The organism is Streptomyces sp. NPDC044063, assembly GCF_056434285.1.
Map to the genome: position 1 here is coordinate 57,807 of NZ_JBWKFM010000021.1, position 24,749 is coordinate 82,555.

22 protein-coding genes are annotated in these 24,749 nt (G+C 73.9%); 12 read left to right on the plus strand and 10 right to left on the minus strand.

Annotation, left to right across the window (positions count from 1 at the left end):
* Window positions 1-2: 2 nt before the first annotated feature.
* The 5 genes from AC07BS_RS24100 (at window position 3) to AC07BS_RS24120 (ending at window position 7,055) form a co-directional block, all read left to right on the plus strand.
* Window positions 3-1,937, plus strand: a complete 1,935-nt coding sequence (locus AC07BS_RS24100; protein ID WP_478934407.1) for a copper resistance CopC/CopD family protein — start codon at window positions 3-5, stop codon at window positions 1,935-1,937.
* The gene (efeB, locus tag AC07BS_RS24105) at window positions 1,937-3,232 is read left to right on the plus strand and encodes an iron uptake transporter deferrochelatase/peroxidase subunit (protein ID WP_478645319.1); all 1,296 of its coding nucleotides are present in this window, start codon (window positions 1,937-1,939) and stop codon (window positions 3,230-3,232) included. The genes AC07BS_RS24100 and efeB overlap by 1 nt, the downstream gene beginning before the upstream one ends.
* Before the next feature lie 79 nt (window positions 3,233-3,311).
* Complete coding sequence (gene pheA / locus AC07BS_RS24110) at window positions 3,312-4,262, plus strand: prephenate dehydratase (RefSeq protein WP_478934409.1); 951 nt, start codon at window positions 3,312-3,314, stop codon at window positions 4,260-4,262.
* A gap of 691 nt (window positions 4,263-4,953) precedes the next feature.
* Complete coding sequence (gene serS, locus AC07BS_RS24115) at window positions 4,954-6,231, plus strand: serine--tRNA ligase (protein WP_478645315.1); 1,278 nt, start codon at window positions 4,954-4,956, stop codon at window positions 6,229-6,231.
* Window positions 6,228-7,055 (plus strand): HAD family hydrolase, encoded by an 828-nt coding sequence (locus AC07BS_RS24120; protein ID WP_478645314.1) that lies wholly within the window; start codon window positions 6,228-6,230, stop codon window positions 7,053-7,055. The genes serS and AC07BS_RS24120 overlap by 4 nt, the downstream gene beginning before the upstream one ends.
* Here the strand turns inward: AC07BS_RS24120 and AC07BS_RS24125 are convergent.
* Window positions 6,997-7,737 (minus strand): rhomboid-like protein, encoded by a 741-nt coding sequence (locus AC07BS_RS24125; RefSeq protein ID WP_478645938.1) that lies wholly within the window; start codon window positions 7,735-7,737, stop codon window positions 6,997-6,999. The genes AC07BS_RS24120 and AC07BS_RS24125 overlap by 59 nt on opposite strands.
* A gap of 147 nt (window positions 7,738-7,884) precedes the next feature.
* Between AC07BS_RS24125 and AC07BS_RS24130 the strand changes: the two genes are divergently transcribed.
* Entirely contained in the window at window positions 7,885-8,595 is a 711-nt protein-coding gene (locus AC07BS_RS24130) for a FadR/GntR family transcriptional regulator (protein WP_478645312.1), read from the plus strand.
* A 47-nt stretch (window positions 8,596-8,642) separates the two neighbouring features.
* A complete protein-coding gene (locus AC07BS_RS24135; RefSeq protein ID WP_478934411.1) occupies window positions 8,643-9,974 on the plus strand; it encodes a CynX/NimT family MFS transporter in 1,332 nt (443 codons plus the stop codon).
* Window positions 9,975-10,101: 127 nt separating this feature from the next.
* Here AC07BS_RS24135 and AC07BS_RS24140 read toward each other — a convergent pair whose 3' ends face one another.
* The 4 genes from AC07BS_RS24140 to AC07BS_RS24155 are packed head-to-tail and all read right to left on the minus strand — an operon-like array spanning window position 10,102 to window position 13,656.
* Window positions 10,102-10,821, minus strand: a complete 720-nt coding sequence (locus AC07BS_RS24140) for an ABC transporter permease (RefSeq protein WP_478645308.1) — start codon at window positions 10,819-10,821, stop codon at window positions 10,102-10,104.
* A gap of 18 nt (window positions 10,822-10,839) precedes the next feature.
* The gene (locus AC07BS_RS24145; RefSeq protein WP_478645306.1) at window positions 10,840-11,751 is read right to left on the minus strand and encodes an ABC transporter ATP-binding protein; all 912 of its coding nucleotides are present in this window, start codon (window positions 11,749-11,751) and stop codon (window positions 10,840-10,842) included.
* Window positions 11,748-12,668: an ABC transporter permease gene (locus AC07BS_RS24150; RefSeq protein WP_478934414.1), complete on the minus strand. Its 921-nt coding sequence runs from the start codon at window positions 12,666-12,668 to the stop codon at window positions 11,748-11,750. The genes AC07BS_RS24145 and AC07BS_RS24150 overlap by 4 nt, the downstream gene beginning before the upstream one ends.
* The gene (locus tag AC07BS_RS24155; protein WP_478645937.1) at window positions 12,658-13,656 is read right to left on the minus strand and encodes an ABC transporter ATP-binding protein; all 999 of its coding nucleotides are present in this window, start codon (window positions 13,654-13,656) and stop codon (window positions 12,658-12,660) included. Before AC07BS_RS24155 ends, AC07BS_RS24150 begins: the two co-directional genes overlap by 11 nt.
* Window positions 13,657-13,880: 224 nt before the next feature.
* On the opposite strand from AC07BS_RS24155, the gene AC07BS_RS24160 reads away from it, so the two are divergent.
* The 4 genes from AC07BS_RS24160 to AC07BS_RS24175 are packed head-to-tail and all read left to right on the plus strand — an operon-like array spanning window position 13,881 to window position 18,450.
* The gene (locus tag AC07BS_RS24160) at window positions 13,881-14,762 is read left to right on the plus strand and encodes a M24 family metallopeptidase (protein WP_478934416.1); all 882 of its coding nucleotides are present in this window, start codon (window positions 13,881-13,883) and stop codon (window positions 14,760-14,762) included.
* Complete coding sequence (locus AC07BS_RS24165; protein WP_478934418.1) at window positions 14,759-16,555, plus strand: SDR family oxidoreductase; 1,797 nt, start codon at window positions 14,759-14,761, stop codon at window positions 16,553-16,555. The genes AC07BS_RS24160 and AC07BS_RS24165 overlap by 4 nt, the downstream gene beginning before the upstream one ends.
* A 12-nt stretch (window positions 16,556-16,567) precedes the next feature.
* A complete protein-coding gene (locus AC07BS_RS24170) occupies window positions 16,568-17,476 on the plus strand; it encodes a metal-dependent hydrolase (protein WP_478645298.1) in 909 nt (302 codons plus the stop codon).
* Window positions 17,477-17,484: 8 nt separating this feature from the next.
* Complete coding sequence (locus AC07BS_RS24175; RefSeq protein ID WP_478645295.1) at window positions 17,485-18,450, plus strand: MerR family transcriptional regulator; 966 nt, start codon at window positions 17,485-17,487, stop codon at window positions 18,448-18,450.
* Between the two features lie 33 nt (window positions 18,451-18,483).
* On the opposite strand, the gene pspAB is transcribed toward AC07BS_RS24175, so the two are convergent.
* The 3 genes from pspAB to AC07BS_RS24190 all read right to left on the minus strand — a co-directional run bounded on the left by pspAB (window position 18,484) and on the right by AC07BS_RS24190 (window position 20,996).
* Complete coding sequence (gene pspAB, locus AC07BS_RS24180; RefSeq protein WP_478645293.1) at window positions 18,484-19,068, minus strand: PspA-associated protein PspAB; 585 nt, start codon at window positions 19,066-19,068, stop codon at window positions 18,484-18,486.
* Window positions 19,069-19,077: 9 nt separating this feature from the next.
* The gene (htpX, locus tag AC07BS_RS24185) at window positions 19,078-19,980 is read right to left on the minus strand and encodes a zinc metalloprotease HtpX (RefSeq protein ID WP_478645291.1); all 903 of its coding nucleotides are present in this window, start codon (window positions 19,978-19,980) and stop codon (window positions 19,078-19,080) included.
* Between the two features lie 116 nt (window positions 19,981-20,096).
* Window positions 20,097-20,996 carry an LLM class flavin-dependent oxidoreductase gene (locus AC07BS_RS24190; protein WP_478645289.1) on the minus strand — a complete coding sequence of 300 codons (900 nt, stop codon included), beginning with the start codon at window positions 20,994-20,996 and terminating at the stop codon, window positions 20,097-20,099.
* A 190-nt stretch (window positions 20,997-21,186) separates the two neighbouring features.
* Here AC07BS_RS24190 and AC07BS_RS24195 point away from each other — a divergent pair, with 190 nt between their 5' ends.
* Window positions 21,187-22,056, plus strand: coding sequence for a Cof-type HAD-IIB family hydrolase (locus tag AC07BS_RS24195; RefSeq protein ID WP_478645286.1), 870 nt, complete (start codon window positions 21,187-21,189; stop codon window positions 22,054-22,056).
* Between the two features lie 11 nt (window positions 22,057-22,067).
* On the opposite strand, the gene AC07BS_RS24200 is transcribed toward AC07BS_RS24195, so the two are convergent.
* On the minus strand, window positions 22,068-22,940 hold the full coding sequence (locus AC07BS_RS24200; protein WP_478645284.1) for a peptidoglycan DD-metalloendopeptidase family protein: 873 nt from the start codon (window positions 22,938-22,940) through the stop codon (window positions 22,068-22,070).
* A 164-nt stretch (window positions 22,941-23,104) separates the two neighbouring features.
* On the minus strand, window positions 23,105-24,745 hold the full coding sequence (locus AC07BS_RS24205) for a GAF domain-containing protein (protein ID WP_478934422.1): 1,641 nt from the start codon (window positions 24,743-24,745) through the stop codon (window positions 23,105-23,107).
* Window positions 24,746-24,749 lie beyond the last annotated feature (4 nt).

Genomic DNA, 24,749 nt, shown 5'->3' on the forward strand with positions numbered 1-24,749 from the left:
CGATGAGGACCCCGACCGCCGCGCGCCGCACGGTGTCGTTCCTCGGCACCCTGCTGGCCACCCTGCTGTTCACCCTGACGTCCGGCGCGGGCACCGCGTCGGCGCACGCCGCGCTCACCGCCACCGACCCGGCGAACGGCGCGGTGGTGGCACGCGCTCCCGAGCGCGTCCGGCTCACCTTCTCCGAGGGCGTGCTGCTCGGCGCCGACTCGGTGCGGGTCCTGGACCCTCGCGGCGAACGCGTCGACCAGGGCGCGCCAGAGCACGTCGACGGCCGGTCCGAGACGGCGTCCGTCGCCCTGCGCGCGGGGATCGCCGACGGCACGTACACCGTGGCGTGGCAGGCGGTCTCGGCGGACAGCCACCCGGTGGCCGGGGCCTTCACCTTCTCGGTCGGGGCGCCGTCGAGGACGACGGTGGCGGTGGAGTCGGCGGCCGCCGGCACCGATCCCGCCGTCGGCGCCCTCTACGGCACCGGCCGGTTCGCGGCGTACGCGGGCCTCGTCCTGCTCGTCGGCGGCTGCGCGTTCGCCGCGGCGTGCCGTACGTCGCGGACCGTGCAGCGGGTCGCCGTGGGCGGCTGGGTCGCCCTGTTCGTGTCGACGACGGCGCTCCTGCTGCTGCGGGGCGCCTACACCGCCGGCAAGGGCATGGGCGCCGTGCTGGACCTGTCGCTGCTGGGCGACGCGCTGGCCACCAAGCCGGGTGCGGCCCTGCTGTCGCGGCTTCTGCTGCTGAGCGCGGCCGCGGTGTTCCTGGCGGTGCTGTTCGGCTCGTACGCCCGCGAGGACCCGGATGCCCGTGAGAACGGGAAGCCCCCGGCCGGGCGGCCGCGCGCGGCGGCCTACGGGCTGGCCGCCTGCGGCACGCTCGTGGCGGCCGGGCTGGCGGCGACCTGGGCGACGGCCGAGCACGCCTCCGCCGGGCTCCAGCCGTGGCTGGCCATGCCGGCCGACGTGGCGCACCTGCTGGCCGCCGGCGTCTGGCTGGGCGGGCTCGCGGCGCTGCTGGCCGCACTGTGGTCCGGTGACACGGTCCCACGGGCGGCGGTGGAGCGCTTCTCCCGGATGGCGTTCGTGTCGGTGTGCGTGCTGGTGGTCACCGGGATCTACCAGACCTGGCGGCAGGCGGGCTTCGCGTGGAGCTCGCTGACCGGCACCGGGTACGGGCGCTGGCTGCTGCTCAAGACGGCGCTGGTGGCCGTCATGCTGGGCGCCGCGTTCCTCTCCCGCCGGTGGACCGCCCGGCTGACCGACACCGCCGCGCGCCAGGCGACCGCCCGGCGGACCGCGAAGGCCCCCGCCGCAAAGGCCACCGCCAAGGCCGCCGCCACCAAGTCCGCGGTGGGCCGGGCCGGTTCGGGCGACCCCGTGCGCGCCGCGCAGCTGGCCCGCCAGCAGGCCGCGCGGACGAAGGCCACCGGACGGCGTCTGCGCGACGCCGACGAGCAGCGCAGCGGCCTGCGGCGGACCGTCCTCGCGGAGGCCGCCGTCGCCGTGGCCGTGCTCGTCGTCACCACCCTGCTCACCGGCACCCAGCCGGGCCGCGCCGAGGCGGAGCAGCGGCGGGCCGGCGCCCCGGCCGCGCCGGCCGCCGGACCGGCCGAGGTACGCATCGCCTACGACACGGGCGGACCCGGTGGACGGGGCACCGCGCGCGTCACCGTCGACCCCGCCCGGACGGGCGCCAACACCGTCGACGTCACTCTGACGGACGTCTCCGGCCGCCCTGCGGACGTAGCTGAGCTGACACTGTCCTTGACCGCGACGGAAAAACAGATCGGTCCCCTGCGGGCGGATCTGAGGCGTCAGTCCACCGGGCATTGGCAGGCGAAGGACTTCCGGCTGCCGCTGGCCGACGACTGGCAGCTGTCCCTGACCGTACGGACCTCGGACATCGACCAGGTCACCGAGATCGAGAACGTGAAGATCACCTGATGGCTGACACGACTGACACCACGTCCGACACCCCGCCCGGCGACTCCGCGAAGCCGCCGGGCGGCACCCACCACGTCTCCCGCCGGCGGCTGCTGGGCACCGCCGGGGCCGCCGGAGCCGCCGCGCTCGTCGTCGGCGGGGCGGCCGGCGCCGCCGGGGGCGCCGCCGTGCGCGAGGGGCCCGACCCGCTCACCTCGGTCGGGTCGGCCACCGTGCCGTTCCACGGGCCCCACCAGTCCGGCATCCTCCAGCCCGCGCAGGCGCACGGCCTCCTGGCCGCGTTCGACCTCGCGGCCAACGCCGACCGCAAGGCCGCGGCGGCCCTGATGCGCCGCTGGTCGGACGCGGCCGCGGAGATGATGGAGGGCGGCACGCCCCAGGGCGACGACCTGGGGGTGGCCCTGGACGCGGGGCCGTCGTCCCTGACGGTCACCTTCGGCTTCGGCCGGACCTTCTTCGACCGCGTCGCCCTGACGGAGAAGCGGCCCGACGCCCTCGCGCCGTTGCCCGCCTTCACCTCCGACGCCCTCGACGCCAAGCGCAGCGAGGGCGATCTGTGGGTGCAGATCGGCTCCGACGACACGCTGGTCGCCTTCCACGCGCTGCGGCTGCTCCAGCGGCTGGCGGCGGACACCGCCCGGGTGCGCTGGCAGATGAGCGGCTTCAACCGCACGCCGGGCGTCACCGAGCAGCCGATGACCGGCCGCAACCTGATGGGCCAGATCGACGGCACGAACAACCCCAAGCAGTCGGACGCCAACTTCAACCAGCGGATCTTCGTCCCGGACGACCACGGCGGCGCCGACTCCTGGATGGCGGGCGGCTCCTACGCCGTCGTCCGGCGCATCCGGATGCTGCTCGACAGCTGGGACAACCTGTCGCTGGACCGCCAGGAGAAGGTCATCGGCCGGCGGAAGTCCGACGGCGCGCCGCTGTCCGGCGGCACGGAGACCACCCGCGCGGACCTCAACAAGATGGGCCCCGACGGCGCGCTGGCCATCGCGGGCGACGCCCACATCCGTGTGGCGTCCCCGGCGACCAACCGGGGCGCGGCCATGCTGCGCCGCGCCTTCAACTTCCACGACGGCTTCCGCGACGACGGCGCCCCGGACGCGGGCCTGCTCTTCGTGGCCTGGCAGGCGGACCCGCTCAAGGGCTTCACCCCCGTGCAGCGGAAGCTGGACCGGGGCGACGGGCTCTCGCGGTTCCTCAGCCACGAGTCCAGCGGCCTGTACGCGGTGCCGGGCGGCTGCGAGCGCGGCGAGTACGTGGGGCAACGTCTGCTGGAAGGATGATCCTTTCGGGGGAGGCCGGCCGCACGCCACCCACCGGTATCGTGACTGCTCCACGATCACCGGTACGGAGGGACAGCGCGTGAGGTCGGCAACCCGCTACACCTACCTCGGCCCGGAGGGCACCTTCACCGAGGCGGCCCTGCGCACCCTGCCCGAGGCGGCCACGCGCGAGCTCGTGCCCATGGTGTCGGTGCCCGCCGCGCTGGACGCGGTCCGCGCGGACGAGGCCGCGGCGGCGCTCGTACCGATCGAGAACTCCGTCGAGGGCGGCGTCACCGCGACCCTCGACGAGCTCTCCACCGGCGAGCCGCTGATGATCTACCGCGAGGTGCTGCTGCCCATCGCCTTCGCGCTGCTGGTGCGGCCGGGCACCCGCCTGGAGGACATCAAGACGGTGACCGGGCACCCGGTCGCCCAGCCCCAGGTGCGCAACTGGCTGGCGGCGAACCTGCCGGACGCGGTGTGGGAGTCGTCGGCGTCCAACGCGGACGGGGCGCGGCTGGTGCGCGAGGGCCGCTACGACGCGGCGTTCGCGGGCGAGTTCGCGGCGGCCACGTACGGGCTGGAGCCGCTGGTCAAGGACATCCACGACGCGCAGAACGCGGAGACCCGCTTCGTGCTGGTCGGCCGGCCGGCCCGGCCGGCGGCGCGCACCGGCGCCGACCGGACGTCGCTGGTGATGTGGCAGCGGGACGACCACCCGGGCGCGCTGCTGGAGTACCTCCAGGAGTTCGCGGTGCGCGGGGTGAACCTCATGCGGATCGAGTCGCGTCCGACGGGCGAGGGCATGGGCCGCTACTGCTTCTCCGTCGACTGCGAGGGGCACATCACGGACCGGCGGGTGGCCGAGGCGCTGACGGGGCTCAAGCGGACGTGCGCGGAGGTGCGCTTCCTGGGCTCGTACCCGCGCGCGGGGATCGCCCCGGAGGACCGGACGGCCGTCGCGGGCGGTCCTCGGCCGGGGACGTCGGACGCCGACTTCGTGGCGGCGGCGGACTGGCTGGCGCGCTGCCAGGACGGCCGGGCCTGAGGCGACCGGGTCTGAGACGACCGGGCCCGGGGCCGGGGGTCGGGGCCGGGGGTCGGGCCGACGGGCGTCGCGGCTTGTCCACAAGGTTTCCCACAGGGTTATCCACAGGCAGCTCTCGACCTGGGGATAAGTCGACACATCAAGAGGTGGGGACGCCAGGGCGAAACGGTCAAGGTCGACAAATCTCTCTAGCAATCCATCCGACCATCCACAGGCCCTCTCCGGTTACCCACCGCGGCCCGGTCCATCGAAAAGGCTCGAACAACCCTTTAGGGGGAGCGGAAACCACCCGAAAGAGCGGGCACGCGAGGTTTGCCCCAAGAAACTCTGACGAATGACAGAGCAAACGGAATCTCGCATTCCGACATCCACAGATTGCGCGCACACCCTGTGGAAAAAGAACCGGAACGCATCCCTCCTGTGGACAACGAGCATCCGCGGCGGAGGTCCCGGCCCGTGATCAACTGCCGCTCAACTGCCGCCCTCCACAAGGGAGGTCATGATCCGGGCATCCACCCCACGGGGGGCGAATTCCGACCCACGAGACCCCCGATCCTCCGGTTTTCCGGAATTTTCGCGATCGGCCTTACCAACGGTTGACTCGTTTTTCCGAACACCCAAAACGGGACAGATCGCAACGAATGGGAATATCGCGTCGATCGACAGGACCCCGCACCGGTAGCCTGGAGGGGTGATTGACCTTCGCCTGCTTCGTGAGGACCCCGACCGTGTGCGCGCGTCCCAGCGTGCCCGTGGAGAGGACGTCGACATCGTCGACGCGCTGCTCTCCGCCGACGAGCGGCGCAGGTCCTCAAGCGTCCGCTTCGACGAACTGCGTGCCGAGCAGAAGTCCCTCGGCAAGCTCATCCCCAAGGCCACCGGCGACGAGAAGGCCGAGCTGCTCAAGCGGGCCGGCGAGCTCTCCGCCGCCGTGAAGGCCGCCGACGCCGAACAGGACGAGGCCGCCGCCGAGGCGCAGAGCCTGCTGCTGCGCATCGGCAATCTGGTCCACCCGGACGTGCCGCGCGGCGGCGAGGACGACTTCGTCGTCCTGGAGACCGTCGGCGCCCCGCGCGACTTCGCCGCGGAGGGCTTCACGCCCAAGGACCACCTGGAGCTCGGCCAGATCCTCGGCGCCATCGACGTCGAGCGCGGCGCCAAGGTCTCCGGCTCGCGGTTCTACTACCTGACGGGCATCGGCGCGCTGCTGGAGCTCGCCCTCGTCAACGCCGCGATCGCCCAGGCCACCGAGGCCGGCTTCACCCCGATGCTCACCCCCGCGCTGGTCAAGCCCCGCGCCATGGAGGGCACGGGCTTCCTGGGCCAGGCCGCGCAGGACGTCTACCACCTGGAGAAGGACGACTTCTACCTGGTCGGTACGTCCGAGGTGCCGCTCGCCGCGTACCACATGGACGAGATCATCGACGCGGACCAGCTGCCGCTGCGCTACGCCGGCTTCTCGCCGTGCTTCCGCCGCGAGGCCGGTACGTACGGCAAGGACACCCGGGGCATCTTCCGCGTCCACCAGTTCGACAAGGTCGAGATGTTCTCGTACATCGCTCCGGAGGAGGCCGAGGCCGAGCACGCGCGTCTGCTGGAGTGGGAGAAGCAGTGGCTGACCAGCCTGGAGCTGCCCTTCCAGGTGATCGACACGGCCACCGGTGACCTCGGCTCGTCGGCCTCCCGCAAGTTCGACTGCGAGGCCTGGATCCCCACCCAGGGCAAGTACCGCGAGCTGACGTCCACGTCCAACTGCGACGAGTTCCAGGCCCGCCGCCTGTCCGTCCGCATGCGCGACGGCAAGAACGTCCGCCCGCTGGCGACCCTCAACGGCACGCTCTGCGCCGTCCCGCGCACGATCGTGGCGCTGCTGGAGAACCACCAGCAGGCCGACGGCTCCGTGCGGGTGCCCGAGGCCCTCCGCCCGTACCTGGGCGGCCGGGAGCTGCTGGAGCCCGTCGCCAAGTGAGCGACGGTTCGACCGCTTCACGGGACCCGCTGCCGTACCGCCTGATCGCGACGGACCTCGACGGGACGCTGCTGCGTTCCGACGAGACCGTCCCGGAGCGCACGCGCGCCGCGCTCGCGCGGGCCACGGCGGCGGGTGCCGCGCACATCGTGGTGACCGGGCGGTCCGTCGCCTGGACCCGGCACATCCTCGACGCCCTGGACTACCGGGGCCTCGCGGTCTGCGGGCAGGGCGCGCAGGTCTACCACGCCGGCGAGCACCGGCTGCTGACGTCGGTGACGCTGGACCGGCGGCTCGCCGCGCTGGCCGTGGCCAAGATCGAGGCGGAGACCGGTCCGCTGCGGCTGGCGGCCAGCCGGGACGGCATGGACGGCGACGTCCTGGTCGGCCCCGGCTACCGCGTCCAGGAGGGGCCGCTGCCGGCTGTCCCGATCACCAACCTGGACGAGCTGTGGTCGGCTCCCCTGAACAAGCTCTACCTCCAGCACCCCGACCTGGACGACGACTCCCTCGTGGAGATCGCGCGGACGGTCGCGGGCGGTCTGGTGGGGGTGACGATGGCGGGCGCCGGCATCGTGGAGCTGCTGCCGCTCGGGCTCAGCAAGGCCACCGGCCTGTCGCTGGCGGCCCGCCGGCTGGGCATGAAGAAGGCGGACACGATCGCGTTCGGCGACATGCCCAACGACGTCCCGATGTTCGGCTGGGCGGCGTACGGCGTGGCCATGGCCGACGCCCACCCGGAGCTGAAGGCCGTGGCCGACGAGATCACGGCTTCTCCCGAGGACGACGGCATCGCCATGGTGCTCGAACGCCTCTTCGGCTGAGTCCGGCGTCCCGGCCGGAGGCGGTGCCGGGGACGGCGTCGGGGACGGCGTCGGGGGCGCGGTCCCACCGCCGGCCCGGTCGGCCGCGCGTCAGCGGCCACAGCGCCAGCCCCAGGGCGAGCGCGATGGCGTGGCCGACGTCGGTGAACGTCCCGCCGGTGGTCAGCGGGACGGCGAAGAAGAGCACCATCCCCGCCAGATAGCCCCACCGCCACGGCCGGGGCACGCGGTACGTGAGGACGCCGGCCGACCCGGCGAGCCCGTACGAAACCCCTATGTCGACGACGTGCTTCATCGACCGCGGCGCCGAGTGGCTCTCGATGGCCAGCAGCAGCACCTCCTGACTGACGAGCGTGGCGGCGATGTGCGCGACCGCGACGACGGTCAGCCAGCGCAGGGTGCCGAGCCAGCGTTCGACATGGGCGTGGAAGACCTCGAAGAGCACGGCGTAGAGCAGGAACGAGGACGGGTCGGCCATCCAGAAGCCGCTGATCAGCAGCGACTGGAGCGGGTGCTTGGCGAGCTCGTGGATGTTGCTGCTGGTGCGGTGGAGGAGGAACGCCTCCAGCCCCTCGCTGGCCGCCGCGATCACGAGGCTGGTGATGCCGATGATGAGCAGGTAGATGTGGGTGCCGGGGGAGGACCGCACCCAGGCGCGCGCCGAGGCCCACACCGGCCGCAGCCGGTCCGGCACCCCGTGGACGTCCGGTCTCGGACGGTAGCCCGGCACCCTTGGAGCGTAGCCCGGACGGGGCCGCCGGGCCGGGCGGACGGTCGCGCGCAGTTGTAGGATGACTGGGCAACCGGATGACGTAAGGGGATCTCGGCCATGGCACTTCGGGCGGCGGGACGGCAGTCCCTCGTGGACACCGTGGTGGAACAGCTGCGCGCGCAGGTCGCCGCCGGCGAGTGGGCGGTGGGTGAGCGCATCCCCACCGAGCACGCCCTCGCCGAGCAGTTGCAGGTCGGCCGCAACACGGTCCGCGAGGCCGTCCGCGTGCTCGTGCACGCCGGGATGCTGCGCTCGCGGCAGGGCGAGGGGACCTTCGTGGTCTCCACCGCCGACCCCGCCGAGATCATGCGCGGACTGCAGCGCGCCGGCGTGCGCGACGTCCTGGAGCTGCGCATCGCGCTGGAGGCCGAGGCCGCCCGGCTGGCCGCCCTCCGCCACGAGCCCGCCGACCTGGAGCGGATGAAGGCCGCGCTGGACGCGCAGAAGGCCTTCGAGGACGCCGACGGCCAGCCCGACTCCGGGAACCTGGAGCTCTACGCCGACCACGACGTCGAGTTCCACCGGGCCGTCGTGGAGGCCGCCCACAACACGGCGCTCACCGCGACCTACGCCTGGCTCAGCAGCTCCGTCCGCGAGGCCCTGGTCACCGCGCTCGGCGACCGGGACATGCCGCGCATCATCCACGGCGACCACCACGCCCTCATGGAGGCCATCGCCTCCGGCGACCCGGAGGCCGCCGGACGGGCCGCGCGGACCCTGCTGGAACACCCCAAGCAGGCCGTCGAGTCGCTGCTCGCCGAGGACTGACCCGGCGGACCGTCCCACCCCTTCCCCCACCTTTTGGAGAGCACCCCATGTCCGGATCGAGGCCGTCCGCACCACCGACCGGGACAGCCGACGCCCCGGACGCCACCTCCGCCCCTACCGCCCCCGCCGCCCCCTCGGCAGGCGCCGCCGCCCGGCCCGCGCGGCGCGTTCACCCGGCGCTGCTGATGCTCGGCATCGTCCTCGCCTCGCTGAACATGCGGGCCGCGCTCGCCGGGGTCTCGCCGCTCATGGACGAGATCGGCGGCCACTTCCACCTGGCCGCCGCCGCGAGCAGCCTCGTGACCACCATTCCGCTCGTCTTCATGGGCCTCGGCTCGATCGTCGCGCCTCGCCTGGCCCGGCGCTTCGGCACGGAGGCCGTGCTCTGCGGGGCGCTCGTGCTGCTCGCCGGCGGCATCCTGCTGCGCGTCGCGCCGCCCGTCGTCGCCCTCTTCGTCGGCTGCGCACTCGTCGGCACCGCGATAGCCCTGCTGAACGTGCTGATGCCGGGCCTGGTCAAGCGGGACTTCCCGGACCGCGCCGCGGGCATGACGGCGCTGTACTCCACCACCCTGATACTCGGCGCCACCGGCTCCGCCGCCCTGTCCGTACCGCTGGAGAACGCCCTCGGTGGCTGGCGGGGCTCGCTCGCCTCCTGGGCGCTGCTCGCCGTGGTCGCGGCGCTCGTCTGGCTCCCCCAGGCGATCCGCTCGCCCCGCCCGAACGCGACCACCCGCCCGAACGCGACCGCCCGACCGGGCACGACCGCCCGACCGGGCACGACCGCTCGCCCCGGCGAGGGGAAGGGCCCCGACCTGCTGCGCTCGCCGCTGGCCTGGCAGGTGACCCTGATGATGGGCACCCAGTCGCTGATCGCCTATGTCTGCATCGCCTGGATGCCGGTGATCTTCACCGACCACGGCATGAGCCGGAACGAGGCCGGCATGGTCTACGCGTTCTACACGCTGGTGCAGATGGCGGGTTCGTTCCTGGTGCCGCTGATCGCCGGCCGGATGCGCGACCAGCGGGTGCCGGCCGTCGTCGTGGTGCTGCTGATGGCCGCGGGCGTCACCGGGCTGCTGACCGCTCCCGCGGAGGGGGCCTGGGTCTGGGCGGCGCTGATGGGCGTGGCGCAGGGCGGTCTGCTCGGCCTCGCGCTGACCCTGATGGTGCTGCGCACCCGCGACGCCCACACCGCGTCCCGGCTGTCCGGCATGGCGCAGACCTGGGGCTACCTCCTCGCCTCCGTCGGCCCGTTCGCGATCGGCGCGGTGCACCAGGCGACGGACGACTGGACGCTTCCTGTCTCCCTGCTGCTGGTGGCCTGCGCGGCCCTGCTGATGCTCGGCCTGGGCGCCGGACGGAACCGGAAGATCTGAGCCGGAAGGTCGGGGGCGGAGAGTCGCCCGAACGCGCGTACGCCGCCCCGGAGCTCGGCTCCGGGGCGGCGTACGCGTATGACGGGCTGTGGGCCAGGGCCCAGGGCCTGGAGCCGGGGGCCCAGGGCTACTCCTCCCCCGCCAGCGTCAGCGCGCGCAGCTTGCGGGCGGCGAGGACGGTGGCGGCCACCGTCACGACCGTCAGCAGGGTCATCCCCAGCGGCAGGCCGACGGCCGCCTCGGCCGTGCCCTCGCCGCCGATCCGCTGGGCCAGGGACAGCGCCCACTGCTGCACGCTCAGCGTGCGGGCGCCGGGGATCAGGCTGCCGAACAGGGACTCCCACACCAGGGCGTAGACGAGCCCGGCGACGACCGCGTGCCGGGTGACCGTGCCCAGCAGCAGGAAGAGCGCGCTGTAGGCGACGGAGGCCACGGCGGCCGCGACGGCGTAGGCCACCGCGATGTTCTGGCTGTTGCCGTTGAGCAGGAAACCGGCCAGGAGCGTGGGGACGGCCGAGAGGGTGAGGGAGACACCCACGGCGACGACGAGCTTCGTCAGGACGATGCTCGACCGCCGGATGGGCTTGGCCAGGAGGTAGATCACGGAGCCGTCGTCGATCTCCGGGCCGATCGCGCCGGTGCCGGCGACGACGCCGATCAGGGGCACCATCGTGGCGAGCGCGAAGCCGCCCAGGACGTCGGCGGCCGTCTGGTCGTCGGCGCCGGTCAGCAGGCGGATCGCCGCCGAGATGATGAGCAGCAGGGCGGGCAGCGCGAAGAGGATCAGCGCGCGGCGGCGGCCCAGCAGTGCCCGGTAGGTGAGCCGGGCGACAGTCGGGTGGTACATGGGCTGTTACCGGTCCCTTCAGGCCGTGACGAGATAGGAGAAGACCGATTCCAGGGACTCGTCGGAGGGCGAGACCGTGAGGAGCCGGATGCCGTGCGCGCGGGCGACGCGCGGCAGGAGTTCGGTGAACCTGCCGAAGTCGACGGCCTGGACGCGCAGGGCGCCCTCCTTGACGTCGACCTCGATGCCGGACGTCGAGGGGTCGGCGATGAGCGCGGCGGCCAGCGCGCGGTCGTCGCTGGAGCGGACGAGGTAGCGGTGCGGCCGGTCGGTCATCAGGCGCCGGATCTTGCGGAAGTCGCCCGAGGCGGCGTGCCGCCCGGCGACGATCACCTCGATGTGGGCGGCCAGTTGCTCGACCTCCTCCAGGATGTGGGAGGAGAACAGCACCGTGCGCCCGTCGGCACCCATGGTCCGCAGGAGGTCCATGAGCTGCATGCGCTGGCGCGGGTCCATGCCGTTGAACGGCTCGTCCAGCAGCAGGGCGGACGGCTCGTGCACCAGGGCGGAGGCCATCTTCACGCGCTGCCGCATTCCCTTGCTGTACGTGTCGATACGGCGGTCCTGCGCGTACTCCATCTCGACGGTGGCGAGGGCGCGGCGGGCCTCCCGGTCGCCCAGGCCGTGGAGTTCGGCGTTGGCCCGGACGAACTCCCGTCCGGTCAGGAAGTCGTACATCGCCTCGCGCTCGGGGACGATGCCGATGTGGCGGTAGATCCGCTCGTTGCGCCAGATGGTCTCGCCCCCGAGGGTGACCGTGCCGGCGGAGGGGGCGAGGAAGCCGCCCATCATGTTGATGAGCGTGGACTTGCCGGCGCCGTTGGGGCCGAGGAGGCCGGTGACGCCCGGGCCCACGGTCATGGAGACGTCGTTGACGGCGACCACGTTGCCGAACCAGCGCGAGACGTTGTCGATGCGGAAGGTGGTCACAGCCCGGCCTTTCGGTAGCGGCTCATCAGCAGCCCGTACGAACCGGCGATCAGGGCGAGCACCACGAGGAGGTAGACGGCCCCCGTGCCGACGCCCGGGCCGTTGCCGCCGGGGAAGGCGGTGGCGGCGGACAGGAACGCCGTCTGCACGCCGTCGATCAGCGTGATCGGGGAGAACAGCCCCAGCCACTCGACGACCGTGGTGTTGTCGGAGGCCATCGCGATGCCCTGGACGGTGCTGACCGCGCCGTAGGGGATGGTCAGCACGGCGATGACGGCGGCGACGCCGAAGCCGCGGCGCGGGGTGAGCGCGGCGACCACCAGGCCGATGCCGGCGAACAGCAGGGACAGCAGGGTCACGGAGACGAGCCCCTGAGCGAACCCCTTCGTCTGGGTGGCGACGTCCATCTTGGCGAGCAGGGCACCCACGTAGAGGATCACCAGCGGCGCGCCGGTGAGCACGAACAGCGCCGACGCCATCGCCGCGAACTTCGCCAGGACGTAGTCGACGCGCTCGATCGGACGCGAGAAGTACAGCGGAACGGTCCGGAAGCGGAGGTCGCGGGAGACCGACTGGGGCGCCTGGGCGGCGAGGTAGAGGCCGATGACGAGCTGGAGCCAGATGGCGTAACGGGTGTACTCCACGGGCAGCTTGGTCATCTTCGTGGTCACGGCGACCGCCACGACGATGGCGGCCGGCAGGCACATCACGCCGAAGAGGGTCATCGGCAGCACCTTGGACTTCGCCGAGCGGCCCAGTCCGTAGGCGCCGCACAGGCTCTGGGAGTAGAGCGAGCGGCGGGCGTAGGCGCGGCCCAGGCGGGGGCCGTCGTACGCGCGGTAGCCGATGTCGTGGATGACGTCCTGGGCGGCGGGCGGCCGGCCGGACGCCGCCGGGCTCCTGGTCTCAGGCGGCATCGACGACGCCTCCGTTCTGCGGCTGGTGGGTCGGGGGCACGCCGGGCGCGTCCTCGTCGCGGAAGACCTCGGCGATGCGGTGGCGGCGCTGCTCCATCCGGACCAGGCCGAGGCCGAGACCGGCGACGGCGTCGCGGACGACGTCGTAGGTGTCCTCGCCGGCCACGTCGACGAGCAGCACCCGGCCGGAGGCGGGCGTGCCGTCGGCGGCCCGGCCGGCGGGGCGCGCGTCCAGGCCGGCCGCGGCGAGGGCCGCGAGCAGCGCGGACGTGCCGTCCGGGCAGGCGTCGGTGTCGGTGACCTCCACCGCGAGGGAGCCGGTGACCTGGGTGAACTCGTCGGTGGACGAGGAGCGCAGCAGCCTGCCGCCGTCGATCACCACGACGTGGTCGCAGGTGCGTTCGAGCTCGCCGAGCAGGTGCGAGGTGACCAGGACCGAGATCCCGAAGTCGGTGTGGACGCGCCGGATCAGGCCGAGCATCTCGTCCCGGCCGACGGGGTCCAGGCCGTTGGTGGGCTCGTCCAGCAGCACCAGCCGGGGGTCGTGGACGAGCGCCTGCGCCAGCTTGACCCGCTGCTTCATGCCCGTGGAGTAGCCGCCCATGGGGCGGTAGCGCTCCTCGTACAGGCCGACGTGGCGCAGCGTGTCCGCGGTGCGCTCACGGGCCGCGGCGGGCGGCAGGCCGGACATCCGCGCCATGTGGACGACGAACTCGGTGGCCGACACGTCGGGGGGCAGGCAGTCGTGCTCGGGCATGTAGCCCACGCGCTCGCGGATCTCGGCGCCCTGGGTGGCGACGTCGAGGCCGAGCACGCGGGCGCTGCCCTCCGTGGCGGGGGAGAGCCCGAGCAAGATCTTGATCAGCGTGGACTTGCCGGCTCCGTTGGCACCCACCAGACCGGTGACACCCGGGGTGATGTCGACGGAGAGCCGGTCGAGCGCGGTCACCCGGGGGTACCGCTTGCTGAGGCTTTCGGTGGCGATCACAGTCACACCCCCGACGGTAGTGGCGCGCCGTGCCCACGGCGTCAGCCCGGATGACGGGATCGGCGTAGTCCTCGGGTCTGACATGGGGCGGGGAGGTGGGGCCGGAGGGACGAGGGCGGTTTTCCACAGGGCCGGGCCGGGGCCTTGACGCGGACCGGCGGCATTGTCACAGTCACCAGTGTCAACTTGCGGGCATGGCCGGGGCCTTGGTCGGAGGGGTGAGCATGACGTCTGGTGTGCCGGACGGGGCGGGACTGCGCGGCTTCCGGGAGGTGCAGCGCCTGGCCTACGCGTGTGCGGAGGCGGTGGCGGCGCGGCTGGCCCCCGGGGTGACCGAGCGCGAGGCCGCCCGGATGCAGCGGCGGTGGCTGCGCGAGCGTGGCGTGCGCGACTGGTTCCATCTGCCGTTCGCCTGGTTCGGCGACCGCACGACCTTCGCGGGCTTCAAGGTGCCGCTCCAGTTCTTCCCCACCGACCGGCGGCTGGAGCCGGGGATGCCGTTCATCCTCGACCTCGCCCCCGTCCACCGCGGGTTCACGGCCGACGTGGGGTATTCCGGCAGTCTGGGCCCCCATCCGCTGCACGACCGGCTGACGGCGGACCTCGCGGCCCACCGGGCGCTGATCCTGCGCGAGGTGCGCGAGCGCCGACCGCTCCGGGAGATCTACGCCGACGTGGACCGCCTCATGGCACGCCAGGGCCACACCAACCGCCACCGCGCCTATCCCTTCGGGGTGATCGCGCACAAGGTGGACCGGGTGCGCGAGCACCGCTGGGCGCCCAGCCTCTTCGGGTTCGGCGCGCACGCGCTCAAGGGGCTCGCCTCGGACGCGGTCCGCGGCCACCGCGAGGGCTGGTCGCCGCTGTGGAGCCGGTACCGCTTCTCCGACCACCCGCCGCGGCCCGGGCTGTGGGCGGTCGAGCCCCACCTGGGCTTCCGGGGCGTGGGCGTGAAGTTCGAGGAGCTCCTGGTGGTCACCGACTCGCGGGACCCCGAGGAGAGCGCCTTCTGGCTGGACGACGACCTGCCGCACGTGCGGCGCTTCCACGAGCTCTCACGCGAGGGCTCCCACGAGGGATTCCACACGGAGGGGACGGCGGCGTGAGCGGGGACGGCACGGTGATCGAGGGGGCGCGCGAGCGGCGCGTCCGGACGGGCGGGATCGAGCTGTGCGTCGTGGAGCTCGGCGACACCGCCCGGCCCACGGTGGTGCTGCTGCACGGCTATCCCGACAGCAAGGAGGTCTGGACCGACGTCGCCCTGCGGCTGAAGGACCGCTTCCATGTCGTGCTCTACGACGTCCGGGGCCACGGCCGCTCCTCGGCGCCCGTCCCGCTGCGCGGCGGCTTCACCCTGGAGAAGCTCACGGACGACTTCCTGGCCGTCGCCGACGCGGTCAGCCCCGGCGCGCCCGTCCACCTCGTGGGCCACGACTGGGGATCGGTGCAGGGCTGGGAGTTCGTGACCGTCCCGCGCACGGAGGGCCGCGTGGCGTCCTTCACGTCCGTCTCCGGCCCCTCCCTGGACCACTTCGGGCACTGGATCAAGGAGCGCGCCGCCCGGCCCACCCCGCGCCGCCTCGCCCAGCTGCTCGGCCAGGGCGCCCGCTCCTGGTACGTCTACGCGCTGCACACCCCCCGACTGCCGGAGGCGGCCTGGCGCGGCCCGATCGGCCGCCGGTGGCCCACGATGCTCGCCCGGATGGAGAAGCTGCCCCCGGACGCCAGCGGCGGCTATCCCACCCCCTCCCTGCCGGAGGACGCCGCCCACGGCGCCTGGCTCTACCGCGACAACGTCCTCGCCCGGACGCGCGACCCCCGCCCCGACGCCTACGCCCACGCGCCCGTCCAGCTGATCACCCCGACCGGGGACGCCTATCTGTCCCAGCGCCTCTACGACGACCTCGACCGCTGGGCTCCCGGCCTGGTGCGGCGCACGATCACCGCCAAGCACTGGGTGCCGCGCAGCCGGCCCGACCAGCTCTCCGCCTGGATCGCCGGGTTCGTCACGGACCGGGAGGCCGCCCGGCAGGAGGGCGCCCCGGCCGGCGTCCCGGCGGGCACCGGCCCGTACGCCCAGCGGTTCGGCGGCCGGCTGGTGCTGATCACCGGCGCGGCCGGCGGCATCGGCCGGGCCACGGCGTTCGCCTTCGCGGAGGCCGGGGCGCGGATCGTGGCCGTCGACCGGGACGCCGAGGGCGCGGCCCGTACGGCCGAGCTGGCCCGGCTGTCCGGGGCGCCCGCGGCCTGGGCCGAGGAGTGCGACGTCGCGGACGGGCCCGCCATGGAGAAGCTGGCCGCCAAGGTCGCCGCCGAGTACGGCGTCGTGGACGTCCTGGTCAACAACGCCGGCATCGGGCTCGGCGGTCCCTTCATGGAGACCACCGCCGAGGAGTGGCGCCGGGTCCTCGACGTCAATCTGTGGGGCGTCATCCACGGCTGCCGCACCTTCGGCCGGCAGATGGCCGAGCGCGGACAGGGCGGCCACATCGTCAACACCGCCTCCGCCGCGGCCTTCCAGCCCTCCCGGACGCTCGCCGCGTACAGCACCTCCAAGGCGGCGGTGCTCATGCTCAGCGAGTGCCTGCGCGCCGAGCTGGCCGGCCGGGGCATCGGGGTGAGCGCGATCTGCCCCGGCATCGTCGACACCGGCATCGTCGCCGCCACCCGCTTCGCCGGCCTGTCCGAGGAGGAGCAGCGGGTCCGCCGGGAGAAGGTGGGCCGGGCCTACGCCCGGCGCAACTACCCCCCGGAGAAGGTCGCCGACGCCGTCCTGCGGGCCGTGCTCCACGACCGGCCCGTGCTACCGGTCGCCCCCGAGGCCCACGCCCTGCGCCTCGTCGCCCGCTTCGCGCCCCGGCTGGGGCGCGCCATCGCGCGGATCGACCCCCCGCTGTAGAGGAGATCCTTGATGAGAGCCACCGGCCCCTACCGAATAGCCCCGCGGCGTGTGTCGTTCGAGTGGCGGGACACGCCGCTGCACTGGATCCCGGACGAGCCCACGGCCACCCATGTCATCAACGTCCTCCACCTCCTCCTGCCCGCCGGGGAGCGGTGGTTCGTCAAGGTCTTCAAGGAGGCCCTCCCGCTGGTGCGCGACGAGGCGCTGCTGAAGGACGTCAAGGGGTTCATGGGCCAGGAGGCCACCCACAGCGCGCAGCACTCCTCCGTGCTCACCCACCTCGCCGCCCAGCACCTCGACACCGGCCCCTACCTGCGCCGGGTGGACTTCCTCTTCGACGTACTCCTGGGCGAGCGGCCCCCGTTCGGCCTCCGGCTGAGCGAGCGCGAGTGGCTGCGCTGGCGGCTCTCGGTGATCGCCGCCGTCGAGCAGTTCACCGCCGTCCTGGGCGACTGGGTGCTGCGCGCCGAGGAGCTGGACCGGGCCGACGCCGACCCGGTCATGCTCGACCTGCTGCGCTGGCACGGCGCCGAGGAGGTCGAACACCGGTCCGTGGCCTTCGACATGTACGAGCACTGCGGCGGCGGCGAGCCCGGCCGCTACGCCCGCCGTCTGCTCGGCATGGCCGTCACCGCCCCCTGGCTGCTCTACCTGTGGACCACGGGCACCGCCTACCTCCTGCGCAACGACCCGCGATTGCCGGCCCGCACGCGCTACCGCCTGCGCGAGCACAACAGAGCGGTCGATCGGGGGATACTGCCTCCCTGGCGCGAGCTCGGTTCGGCCGTCCCCCGCTATCTGCGGCGGTCGTACCATCCCTCGCGGGAGGGGTCGCTGCGCAGAGCCGTGGACTATCTGGCGACGTCGCCCGCGGCACGGGCCGCGGCGGGGGCGGCGGGACGCGCGGCAGCATCGTAAGGAGCCACATGACCGACGCCGAGCACCGGGCCGCCGGGCCCCGGAGCGAGTACCGCATCGACGACCTGGCGCAGCGCAGCGGCGCCACGGTCCGCACCATCCGCGCCTATCAGGACCGCGGGCTGCTGCCCAAGCCCGAGCGGCGCGGCCGGGCGAACGTCTACCGGGACACCCATCTGGCCCGGCTGCGCCAGATCGCCGGTCTCCTCGACCGCGGCTACACCCTGGCCAGCATCAAGGACCTGCTGGAGGCCTGGGACGCCGGCCGGGGGCTCGGCGGGGTGCTGGGGCTGGTGGCGGAGGTCGACGGCCCCTGGTCGGACGAGGAGCCGGGCCGGATCACCCGCGCCGAGCTGTCCGAGCGGTTCGGCGGCATCCCGGACGACACGGCCGTCGAGGAGGCCGTGGAGCTGGGTGTTCTGGTGCGGCTGCCCTCCTCGCCCGACGAGTATCTGGTGCCCAGCCCCCAGGAGCTGGCCGTCGCCGCGGAGCTGCACGCGGCCGGGGTGCCGCTGCTCGCGATAGCCGGCCATCTCCGGGAGCTACGGGCGCGGGTGGAGCACATCGCCACCCGCTTCCTGGACTTCACCACCGAGCACGTCTTCCACCCCTACCTGGGTCATCCGCCCAGCGACGAGGAGGCGGCCGAGGCGGCCTCCCTCGTGCGCCGGCTGCGCCCCCTCGCCCAGCAGACCGTCGACGCCGAACTGGCCCGCGCCATGCGTACGTCGGCCACCCGCTATCTCCGCGACCACCTGGGCTCCGTCACCGCCGGGGAGGAACCGCGGTGCGCCGGGGGCCCGGACGGCCGGAGGGCGGGGGCCGCGCGGGAGGAGGTCTCGCTGCCGGAGGAGACGGTCCGGTCCGTACGGGCGCTGGTGGGGCCGGCGAACACGGCCGCGTTCATCAGCGCCGCCGCCGAGCGCGAGGTGCGGGCCCGGCTCATGGACGGGCTCGCCGACGACCCCCACTGAGGGCGGCGGCCACCGGGGCCCTGCCGGCAGCGCTCACAGCCCCGGGGCGCCCCACACGGGGAACCAGCGGCCCAGGTCCCGCTCGACCGGCAGCTCGCCGTCCAGCAGGGCCCTCACCTGCAACTCCAGCCCGTTGTCGCGCCGTTCCGGCGGGCCGGGCAGCGGGGCGAAGGGGTAGAAGGTACCGCGCTTGTAGAGGTAGACGAGCGCGAGCGGGCGCTGCCGGGCGTCGCGGAAGCCCATCAGCGAGCAGAGCAGCTGCGGCCCGAAACCGCCGTCCCGCAGCACGGAGTTGACCGCGTGGAGGTCGTTGACCAGCGCCGCCGGGTCGCCGGCCGGCTGCCGGGCGAGCAGCCAGGTGTAGCCGTAGGCGTCGGGGACGAACTCCACCGGCGTCCCGCCCCGCCCGGTGTCCGCGTCGAGCAGCTCCCGCACCTCCTCGCGTACGCGCTCGAAGGCGCCGCCCTCCACGCTGGCGAAGCACACCGAGCCGCGCCCGGTCGGTACGAACCCGGCGCCCGCCTGAAGGGTGACGGCCGCCGACGGCAGGGCGAACAGCCGGTCGAGGTCGGGGCGGACCGGCCTGCTGCGGCCCAGGAGGGTGTCCAGGAAGCCCACGGCGTCTCCTCACGGGCCGCCCAGCCGGGCCGCGATGCGTCCCAGCCGGTCCAGCCGCGTCTCCAGGGTGGGGTGGGAGTCCAGCAGCCGGCCCAGGCTCTCCCGGGAGAGGGCGGGCACGAACCAGAAGGCGTTGAAGGGTTCCGCCTGCCGCAGGTCCCGCGTCGGGATCCGGGCCATCTCCCCGGTGATCTTGGTCAGCGCGGACGCCAGCGCCGACGGCCGGCCCGTCAGGAGGGCGGCCGAGCGGTCCGCCGACAGCTCGCGGTAGCGCGAGAGCATCCGGGTGAGGAGGAAGCTGATCACGTAGACCGCCGCGCTGATCAGCGGGACGAGCACCATGAGCACGGCGGTGTTGGCGTCCCGGCCGCCGGCCCGGCGCAGGCCGCCCCACAGCCCGACGCGGGTGACGACACCGGCCAGGACGCCGAGGAACGAGGCGATCGTCATCACCGCCACGTCGCGGTGCGCCACGTGGGAGAGCTCGTGGGCCAGCACGCCCTCCAGCTCCTCCGGCTCCAGCCGGCGCAGCAGGCCGGTCGTGGCGCAGACCAGCGCGGTGCGGGGGCCGCGCCCGGTGGCGAAGGCGTTGGGGACGTCGCTGTCCGCGACCGCCACCCTCGGCTTGGGCATGTCGGCGAGCGCGCAGAGCCGGTCGACGGCGCCGTGCAGCGCGGGCGCCTCCTCCGGGGTGACCTCGCGGGCGCCCATGCCGTAGGCCGCGATCCGGTCGCTGAACCAGAACTGCGTGACGAACGCACCGCCCGCCAGCAGCAGCACGAGCGGCCAGGACCCGCGCAGCAGCACCACCAGCACGGCCACGAAGACCACGTAGAGCAGCCCGATGAAGAACATCGTGCCGACCATGCGGGTGGTCAGCCCCCGGTCGGGGGCGAATCGGGTGCCTCGCACGGCACACCTCCCAGGTCCTCCCGGGTCCTCCCAGATCCCCCTCCCGATTCTCCCTCCGGGAGACCGGAAGGGAGCGGCGGGACGGGGGCCGGGGAGGACCCAGGGGGCTCAGGGGCTCAGGCCAGCTGCGCGAGCGCCTCCGTCGCGATCTTCTCGAAGACCGCGACGTCCGCGGCGAACGTCGTGTCGGCGATCGGCCAGTGCACGACGATCTCGTCGATGCCCGCCTCCGCGTGGGCGCCGGCGAAGTCGACGAAGGCGTCGAAGGACTCCAGCGGCCGGTCGGGGGTGAAGCCGGTGAGCATCACCTTCGGCAGCTCGGCGGCGTCCCGGCCGGCCTCGGCGCAGATCGCGCCCAGCCGCTCGATCTGGCCCCGGACGGCCGCCAGGGACTGCTCCGGGGTGCCGCTCTCGTAGAGCTTCGGGTCGCCGGTGGTCACCCAGGCCTGCCCGTGCCGGGCGGCCAGCCGCATGCCGCGCGGGCCGGTGGCGGCCACCGCGAAGGGCAGCCGGGGGCGCTGCACACAGCCGGGGATGTTGCGCACCTCGTGCGCCGCGTAGTGCTCGCCCTCGTACGTGACGACGTCCTCGGTCAGCAGCCGGTCCAGCAGCGGGACGAACTCCGCGAAGCGGTCGGCGCGCTGCCGGGGCGTCCACGGCTCCTCCCCGGCGCGCAGCAGGGCGGTGGCGTCGAAGCCGGAGCCCCCGGCGCCGATGCCCAGCGTGACGCGACCGCCGGAGATGTCGTCCAGGGAGATGAGCTCCTTGGCGAGCGTCACCGGGTGGCGGAAGTTCGGGGAGGTCACCAGCGTGCCCAGGCGCATGCGGGAGGTGACGCCCGCGGCGGCCGTCAGGGTCGGTATCGCGCCGAACCAGGGGCCGTCGCGGAAGGTGCGCCAGGACAGGTGGTCGTAGGTGTAGGCGGTGTGGAAGCCGAGCTCCTCGGCGCGCTGCCAGGACTCACGGCCGCCCTCGGCCCAGCGGCGGTCGGGAAGGATCACGGTGCTCAGTCGCATGCCCCCGAGGGTAGGCGCTGGAAGGGGCGCACGATGGGGCCGGTGGGCCCGCGGGTGCTTCCGGGCGCCCGGCGCCTCGGCGCGGGCGCGGCCGGGGAGGCGCGTGGCGAGGCGTACGCGGAGGCTCAAGAGTGCACCTTCCTCGCACGCTTGTGCGCGGGCCGTCCCCCGGGTGGACGAGAATGGGGCCGTGACTTCCGCTATCGAGCCCGACGCCCCGGCGGCCCGCCGGCCGGCCGCCCCTCCCCGGCTGATCGCCACCGACCTGGACGGCACCCTGCTGCGGGACGACCAGACGGTCTCCGACCGCACGGTCGCCGCCCTGGCGGCCGCCGAGGAGGCCGGGATCGAGGTCTTCTTCGTCACCGGCCGACCGGCCCGCTGGATGGACGTCGTCCGGGACCATGTGCACGGGCACGGCCTGGCGATCTGCGCCAACGGCGCGGTCGTGGCCGATCTCCACGACGGGGGCCGGTTCATCGAGGTCCGCCCGCTGGCGGAGGCCTCGGCGCTCGCCATCGTGCGCGCCGTGCGCGCCGCCGCGCCGGGGACCTCCTTCGCCGTCGAGCGGACGTCGGGCATCCACTACGAGCCGGACTACCCGCCCTTCCGCTCCGAGCCGGGCGCGGCGATCGCCTCCGCCGAGGAGCTGCTGGACGGCGCCGACGGCCCCGGGGCACCCATCGTCAAGCTGCTCGCCTTCCACCCGGAGATCGCGCCGGACGCGTTCCTGGAGCGGGCCCGCATGGCGGCCGGCGAGCACGGATCGTTCACCCGTTCGAGCCCGACGGCGCTGCTGGAGATCAGCGGCATGGGCGTCAGCAAGGCCAGCACGCTCGCCCTGTGGTGCGAGCGGCGCGGCATCGCGCCCGAGGAGGTCGTGGCGTTCGGCGACATGCCCAACGACCTGGAGATGCTCACCTGGGCGGGCACCTCGTACGCGATGGCCAACGCCCACCCCGAGGTACTGGCCGCGACCACGTACCGCACCGCGGCCAACACCGAGGACGGCGTGGCGCTCGTCATCGAGCAGATCCTCCACGGCCTGCCCCACGCCTAGGACCTGGACCGTTACAGGTCGACCCCGCGGCCGCGCAGCCAGCCCACGGGGTCGACGGCGGAGCCGAACGCGGCCGTCCTGCGGATCTCCAGGTGGAGGTGCGGCCCGGTGGAGTTGCCGGTGGTCCCCGACAGGCCGATCCACTCGCCCGCGCGCACAGTGCGCCCCACCGGCAGCAGGGGCGCCGCCAGGTGGGCGTACTGCGAGAACCACCCGCCGTCGTGCCGGACCACCATGCTGATGCCGAAGGGTCCGCCGCAGCCGATCGAGACCACCGTGCCGGCCCCCACCACGCGGACCGGCGTGCCGATGGGCACGGCGAAGTCCTGCCCGGTGTGGCGGCCGGAGCTCCAGTGCACTCCCGTGCCGCCGAAGCCGGCGGTGAGCTGGTACGACAGCAGGGGCCGCGTCCAGCCGCTCGGTGAGATCGGCACGGTGCCACCGGGATGTCCCTCGTCGTCCTCGATCTCGCTCTGCAGGCCGTCGAGGTCGACCGGGAGGCAGCGGCCCGCGCGGATGGACCCCTCCGCCAGACTGTGGAGATCGCCGCGGGCCCGCGCCAGGCGCGCCTCCAGCTCGCCCCTCTCGTTGCGCGGCCGGGTGACGTCCGCCTCCGGGCCCGCGTAGCCGGCGGAGGCCGCCGACAGCCCGGACGCCGGGCGGCGGCTCCGGGCGTCCGCCTCGATCAGCATCCGCGCCAGCCGCTCCCGCCGGTCGGTCTCGCCCGCCAGACCCGTGCCCCACGCCAGCGGGACCACCTCGCCGACGGCCCGTACGAGCCGCTCCGCGGCCCCTGGGGCGGCGGACGGTACGGCGGAGGGCGCGGGCGCCGCCGCCAGCCACAGGACGCACAGGGCCGCGCCGGAACGCAAGGAATAGCGCATGTCCGCGATCGTGTACCGGACGCCCGCCGGGCGCGCCCGCAAAAGACCGATCGGGCGAAGGGATACGGCTGGACAGCGGCGCCGGCGGTATCGGACGGCCCCCTCCGCGCCGTACGGACCGTGCCGCACCGAGGATCGGACGGACCGTCACATCGGACGCACCCTCACAAGGGCGCCTCCCACACCACCTTGGTACCGCCCCCGTCCTCCCCCAGGCCCGGACCCCAGGAGCTGGAGCCGCCCAGCGACTCCGCCCGTTTGGCGAGGTTGCGCAGCCCGCTGCGCCGGCCGCCCTCGGGAATGCCGACGCCGTCGTCGGTGACCGTCAGCCGGACCGCCTCCCGGCCGTCCGGCAGGGTGGCCGTCGCGTCGACCACCACCTCGATCCGGGACGCGCGCGCGTGCCGGAAGGCGTTGGACAGCGCCTCGCGCAGCGCGGCGATGAGGTTCTTGCCGGTGCGCTCGCCGACCTTCGCGTCCACCGGCCCGAGGAAGGAGGCGGAGGGCTGGAAGCCCAGCGGCACGGCCGCCGTGCCCAGCTCGCGCAGCACCCGCGTGCGCAGCCCGGCGGGAGCCTCCGTGGGCTCCTGCTGGAGGGCGAAGATGGCCGTCCGGATCTCCTGGATGGTCACGTCCAGCTCGTCGACCGCCTGCCCGACCTTCGTACGGACCTCCGGGACGACCGCGAGCCGCTGCGCGCTCTCCAGCATCAGCCCGGTGGCGAACAGCCGCTGGATGACGAGGTCGTGCAGATCCCGCGCGATCCGGTCGCGGTCCTCGAAGACGGCCAGCCGCTCCCGGTCGCGCCGGGCCTCGGCCAGGACGAGCGCCAGCGCCGCCTGGGCGGCGAACTGGGTGGCCAGGGTCCGCTCGGTGGCGGTGTACTTCCGGGCGCCGCGCGCCCGGGGGACGGCGAGGGTGCCCAGCACGCGGTGGCCGCTCCTGAGCGGCAGCAGCATGCTCGGCCCGAACCGCGGCGCCACCTCGGTGATCATGCGCGGGTCGGTGGCCGAGTCGTCGATGAAGACCGGCTCCCCGGCGAGCAGCTGCGCCACGACCGGGCTGTGCGGCGGCATCACCGTCCCCAGCAGCCCGGCGGGGTCGTCGGCGGAGACGGTCACCATCTCCAGCCCGCCCTCGCCGTCCGGCAGCAGCACGATCCCGGCCGCGGAGTCGGCGAGCCGGCGCGCCTGTTCGGCCACGACGGACAGCGCGTCCTCGGCGTCGCTGCCCGACAGCAGGGCGGTGGTGACGGCAACCGAACCGTCGATCCAGCGCATGCGCTGACGGCTCTCGTCGTGCACGCGCGCGTTGCCGATGGCGATGCCCGCCTCGGTCGCGAGGATCTTCACCATGTGGAGGTCCGCGACGCCGAACTCGCCGCCGCCGCGCTTCTCGGTGAGGTAGAGGTTGCCGAAGACCTCGCCCTCGACGCGGATCGGCACCCCCAGCGCCGGGCGGCCGTCGGAGGAGGCCACGACCTCCTCGTAGTCGCTCTCCCCGACCCCGTACGTGATGAAGTCCGCCAGCCCCTCGCCCGACGGGTCGAGGACGCCGATGGCGGCGTACCGGGCGCCGGCCAGCTCGGCGGCCGTCTCGGCGATCCGGTCGAGCGTGCTGTGCAGCTCCGGGCCCGTCCCCACCGACCGCATGGCCTCCAGCAGCTGGGGCACCCGCCCGGTCAGCTCGGTGGACAGGCCCTGGAGCCCGCGCGTCGCCTCCGTGGCGGCGTCCAGCGAGTCCTGGGCGCCCCCGGCGTCACCGGGGGCCTCCGGTGGGCCGGTGGGCTGATCGGTCGCTGCCATGGGA

What these genes read in the sequence shown, in the direction of transcription:
- efeB (WP_478645319.1), top strand. Translation starts at nt 1,937, where the DNA reads ATGGCTGACACGACTGACACCACGTCCGACACCCCGCCCGGCGACTCC.
- AC07BS_RS24160 (WP_478934416.1), top strand. Translation starts at nt 13,881, where the DNA reads ATGACGTCTGGTGTGCCGGACGGGGCGGGACTGCGCGGCTTCCGGGAG.
- AC07BS_RS24100 (WP_478934407.1), top strand. Translation starts at nt 3, where the DNA reads ATGAGGACCCCGACCGCCGCGCGCCGCACGGTGTCGTTCCTCGGCACC.
- AC07BS_RS24170 (WP_478645298.1), top strand. Translation starts at nt 16,568, where the DNA reads ATGAGAGCCACCGGCCCCTACCGAATAGCCCCGCGGCGTGTGTCGTTC.
- AC07BS_RS24205 (WP_478934422.1), bottom strand. Translation starts at nt 24,745, where the DNA reads ATGGCAGCGACCGATCAGCCCACCGGCCCACCGGAGGCCCCCGGTGAC.
- AC07BS_RS24200 (WP_478645284.1), bottom strand. Translation starts at nt 22,940, where the DNA reads ATGCGCTATTCCTTGCGTTCCGGCGCGGCCCTGTGCGTCCTGTGGCTG.
- AC07BS_RS24175 (WP_478645295.1), top strand. Translation starts at nt 17,485, where the DNA reads ATGACCGACGCCGAGCACCGGGCCGCCGGGCCCCGGAGCGAGTACCGC.
- AC07BS_RS24140 (WP_478645308.1), bottom strand. Translation starts at nt 10,821, where the DNA reads ATGTACCACCCGACTGTCGCCCGGCTCACCTACCGGGCACTGCTGGGC.
- AC07BS_RS24135 (WP_478934411.1), top strand. Translation starts at nt 8,643, where the DNA reads ATGTCCGGATCGAGGCCGTCCGCACCACCGACCGGGACAGCCGACGCC.
- AC07BS_RS24130 (WP_478645312.1), top strand. Translation starts at nt 7,885, where the DNA reads ATGGCACTTCGGGCGGCGGGACGGCAGTCCCTCGTGGACACCGTGGTG.
- AC07BS_RS24150 (WP_478934414.1), bottom strand. Translation starts at nt 12,668, where the DNA reads ATGCCGCCTGAGACCAGGAGCCCGGCGGCGTCCGGCCGGCCGCCCGCC.
- AC07BS_RS24190 (WP_478645289.1), bottom strand. Translation starts at nt 20,996, where the DNA reads ATGCGACTGAGCACCGTGATCCTTCCCGACCGCCGCTGGGCCGAGGGC.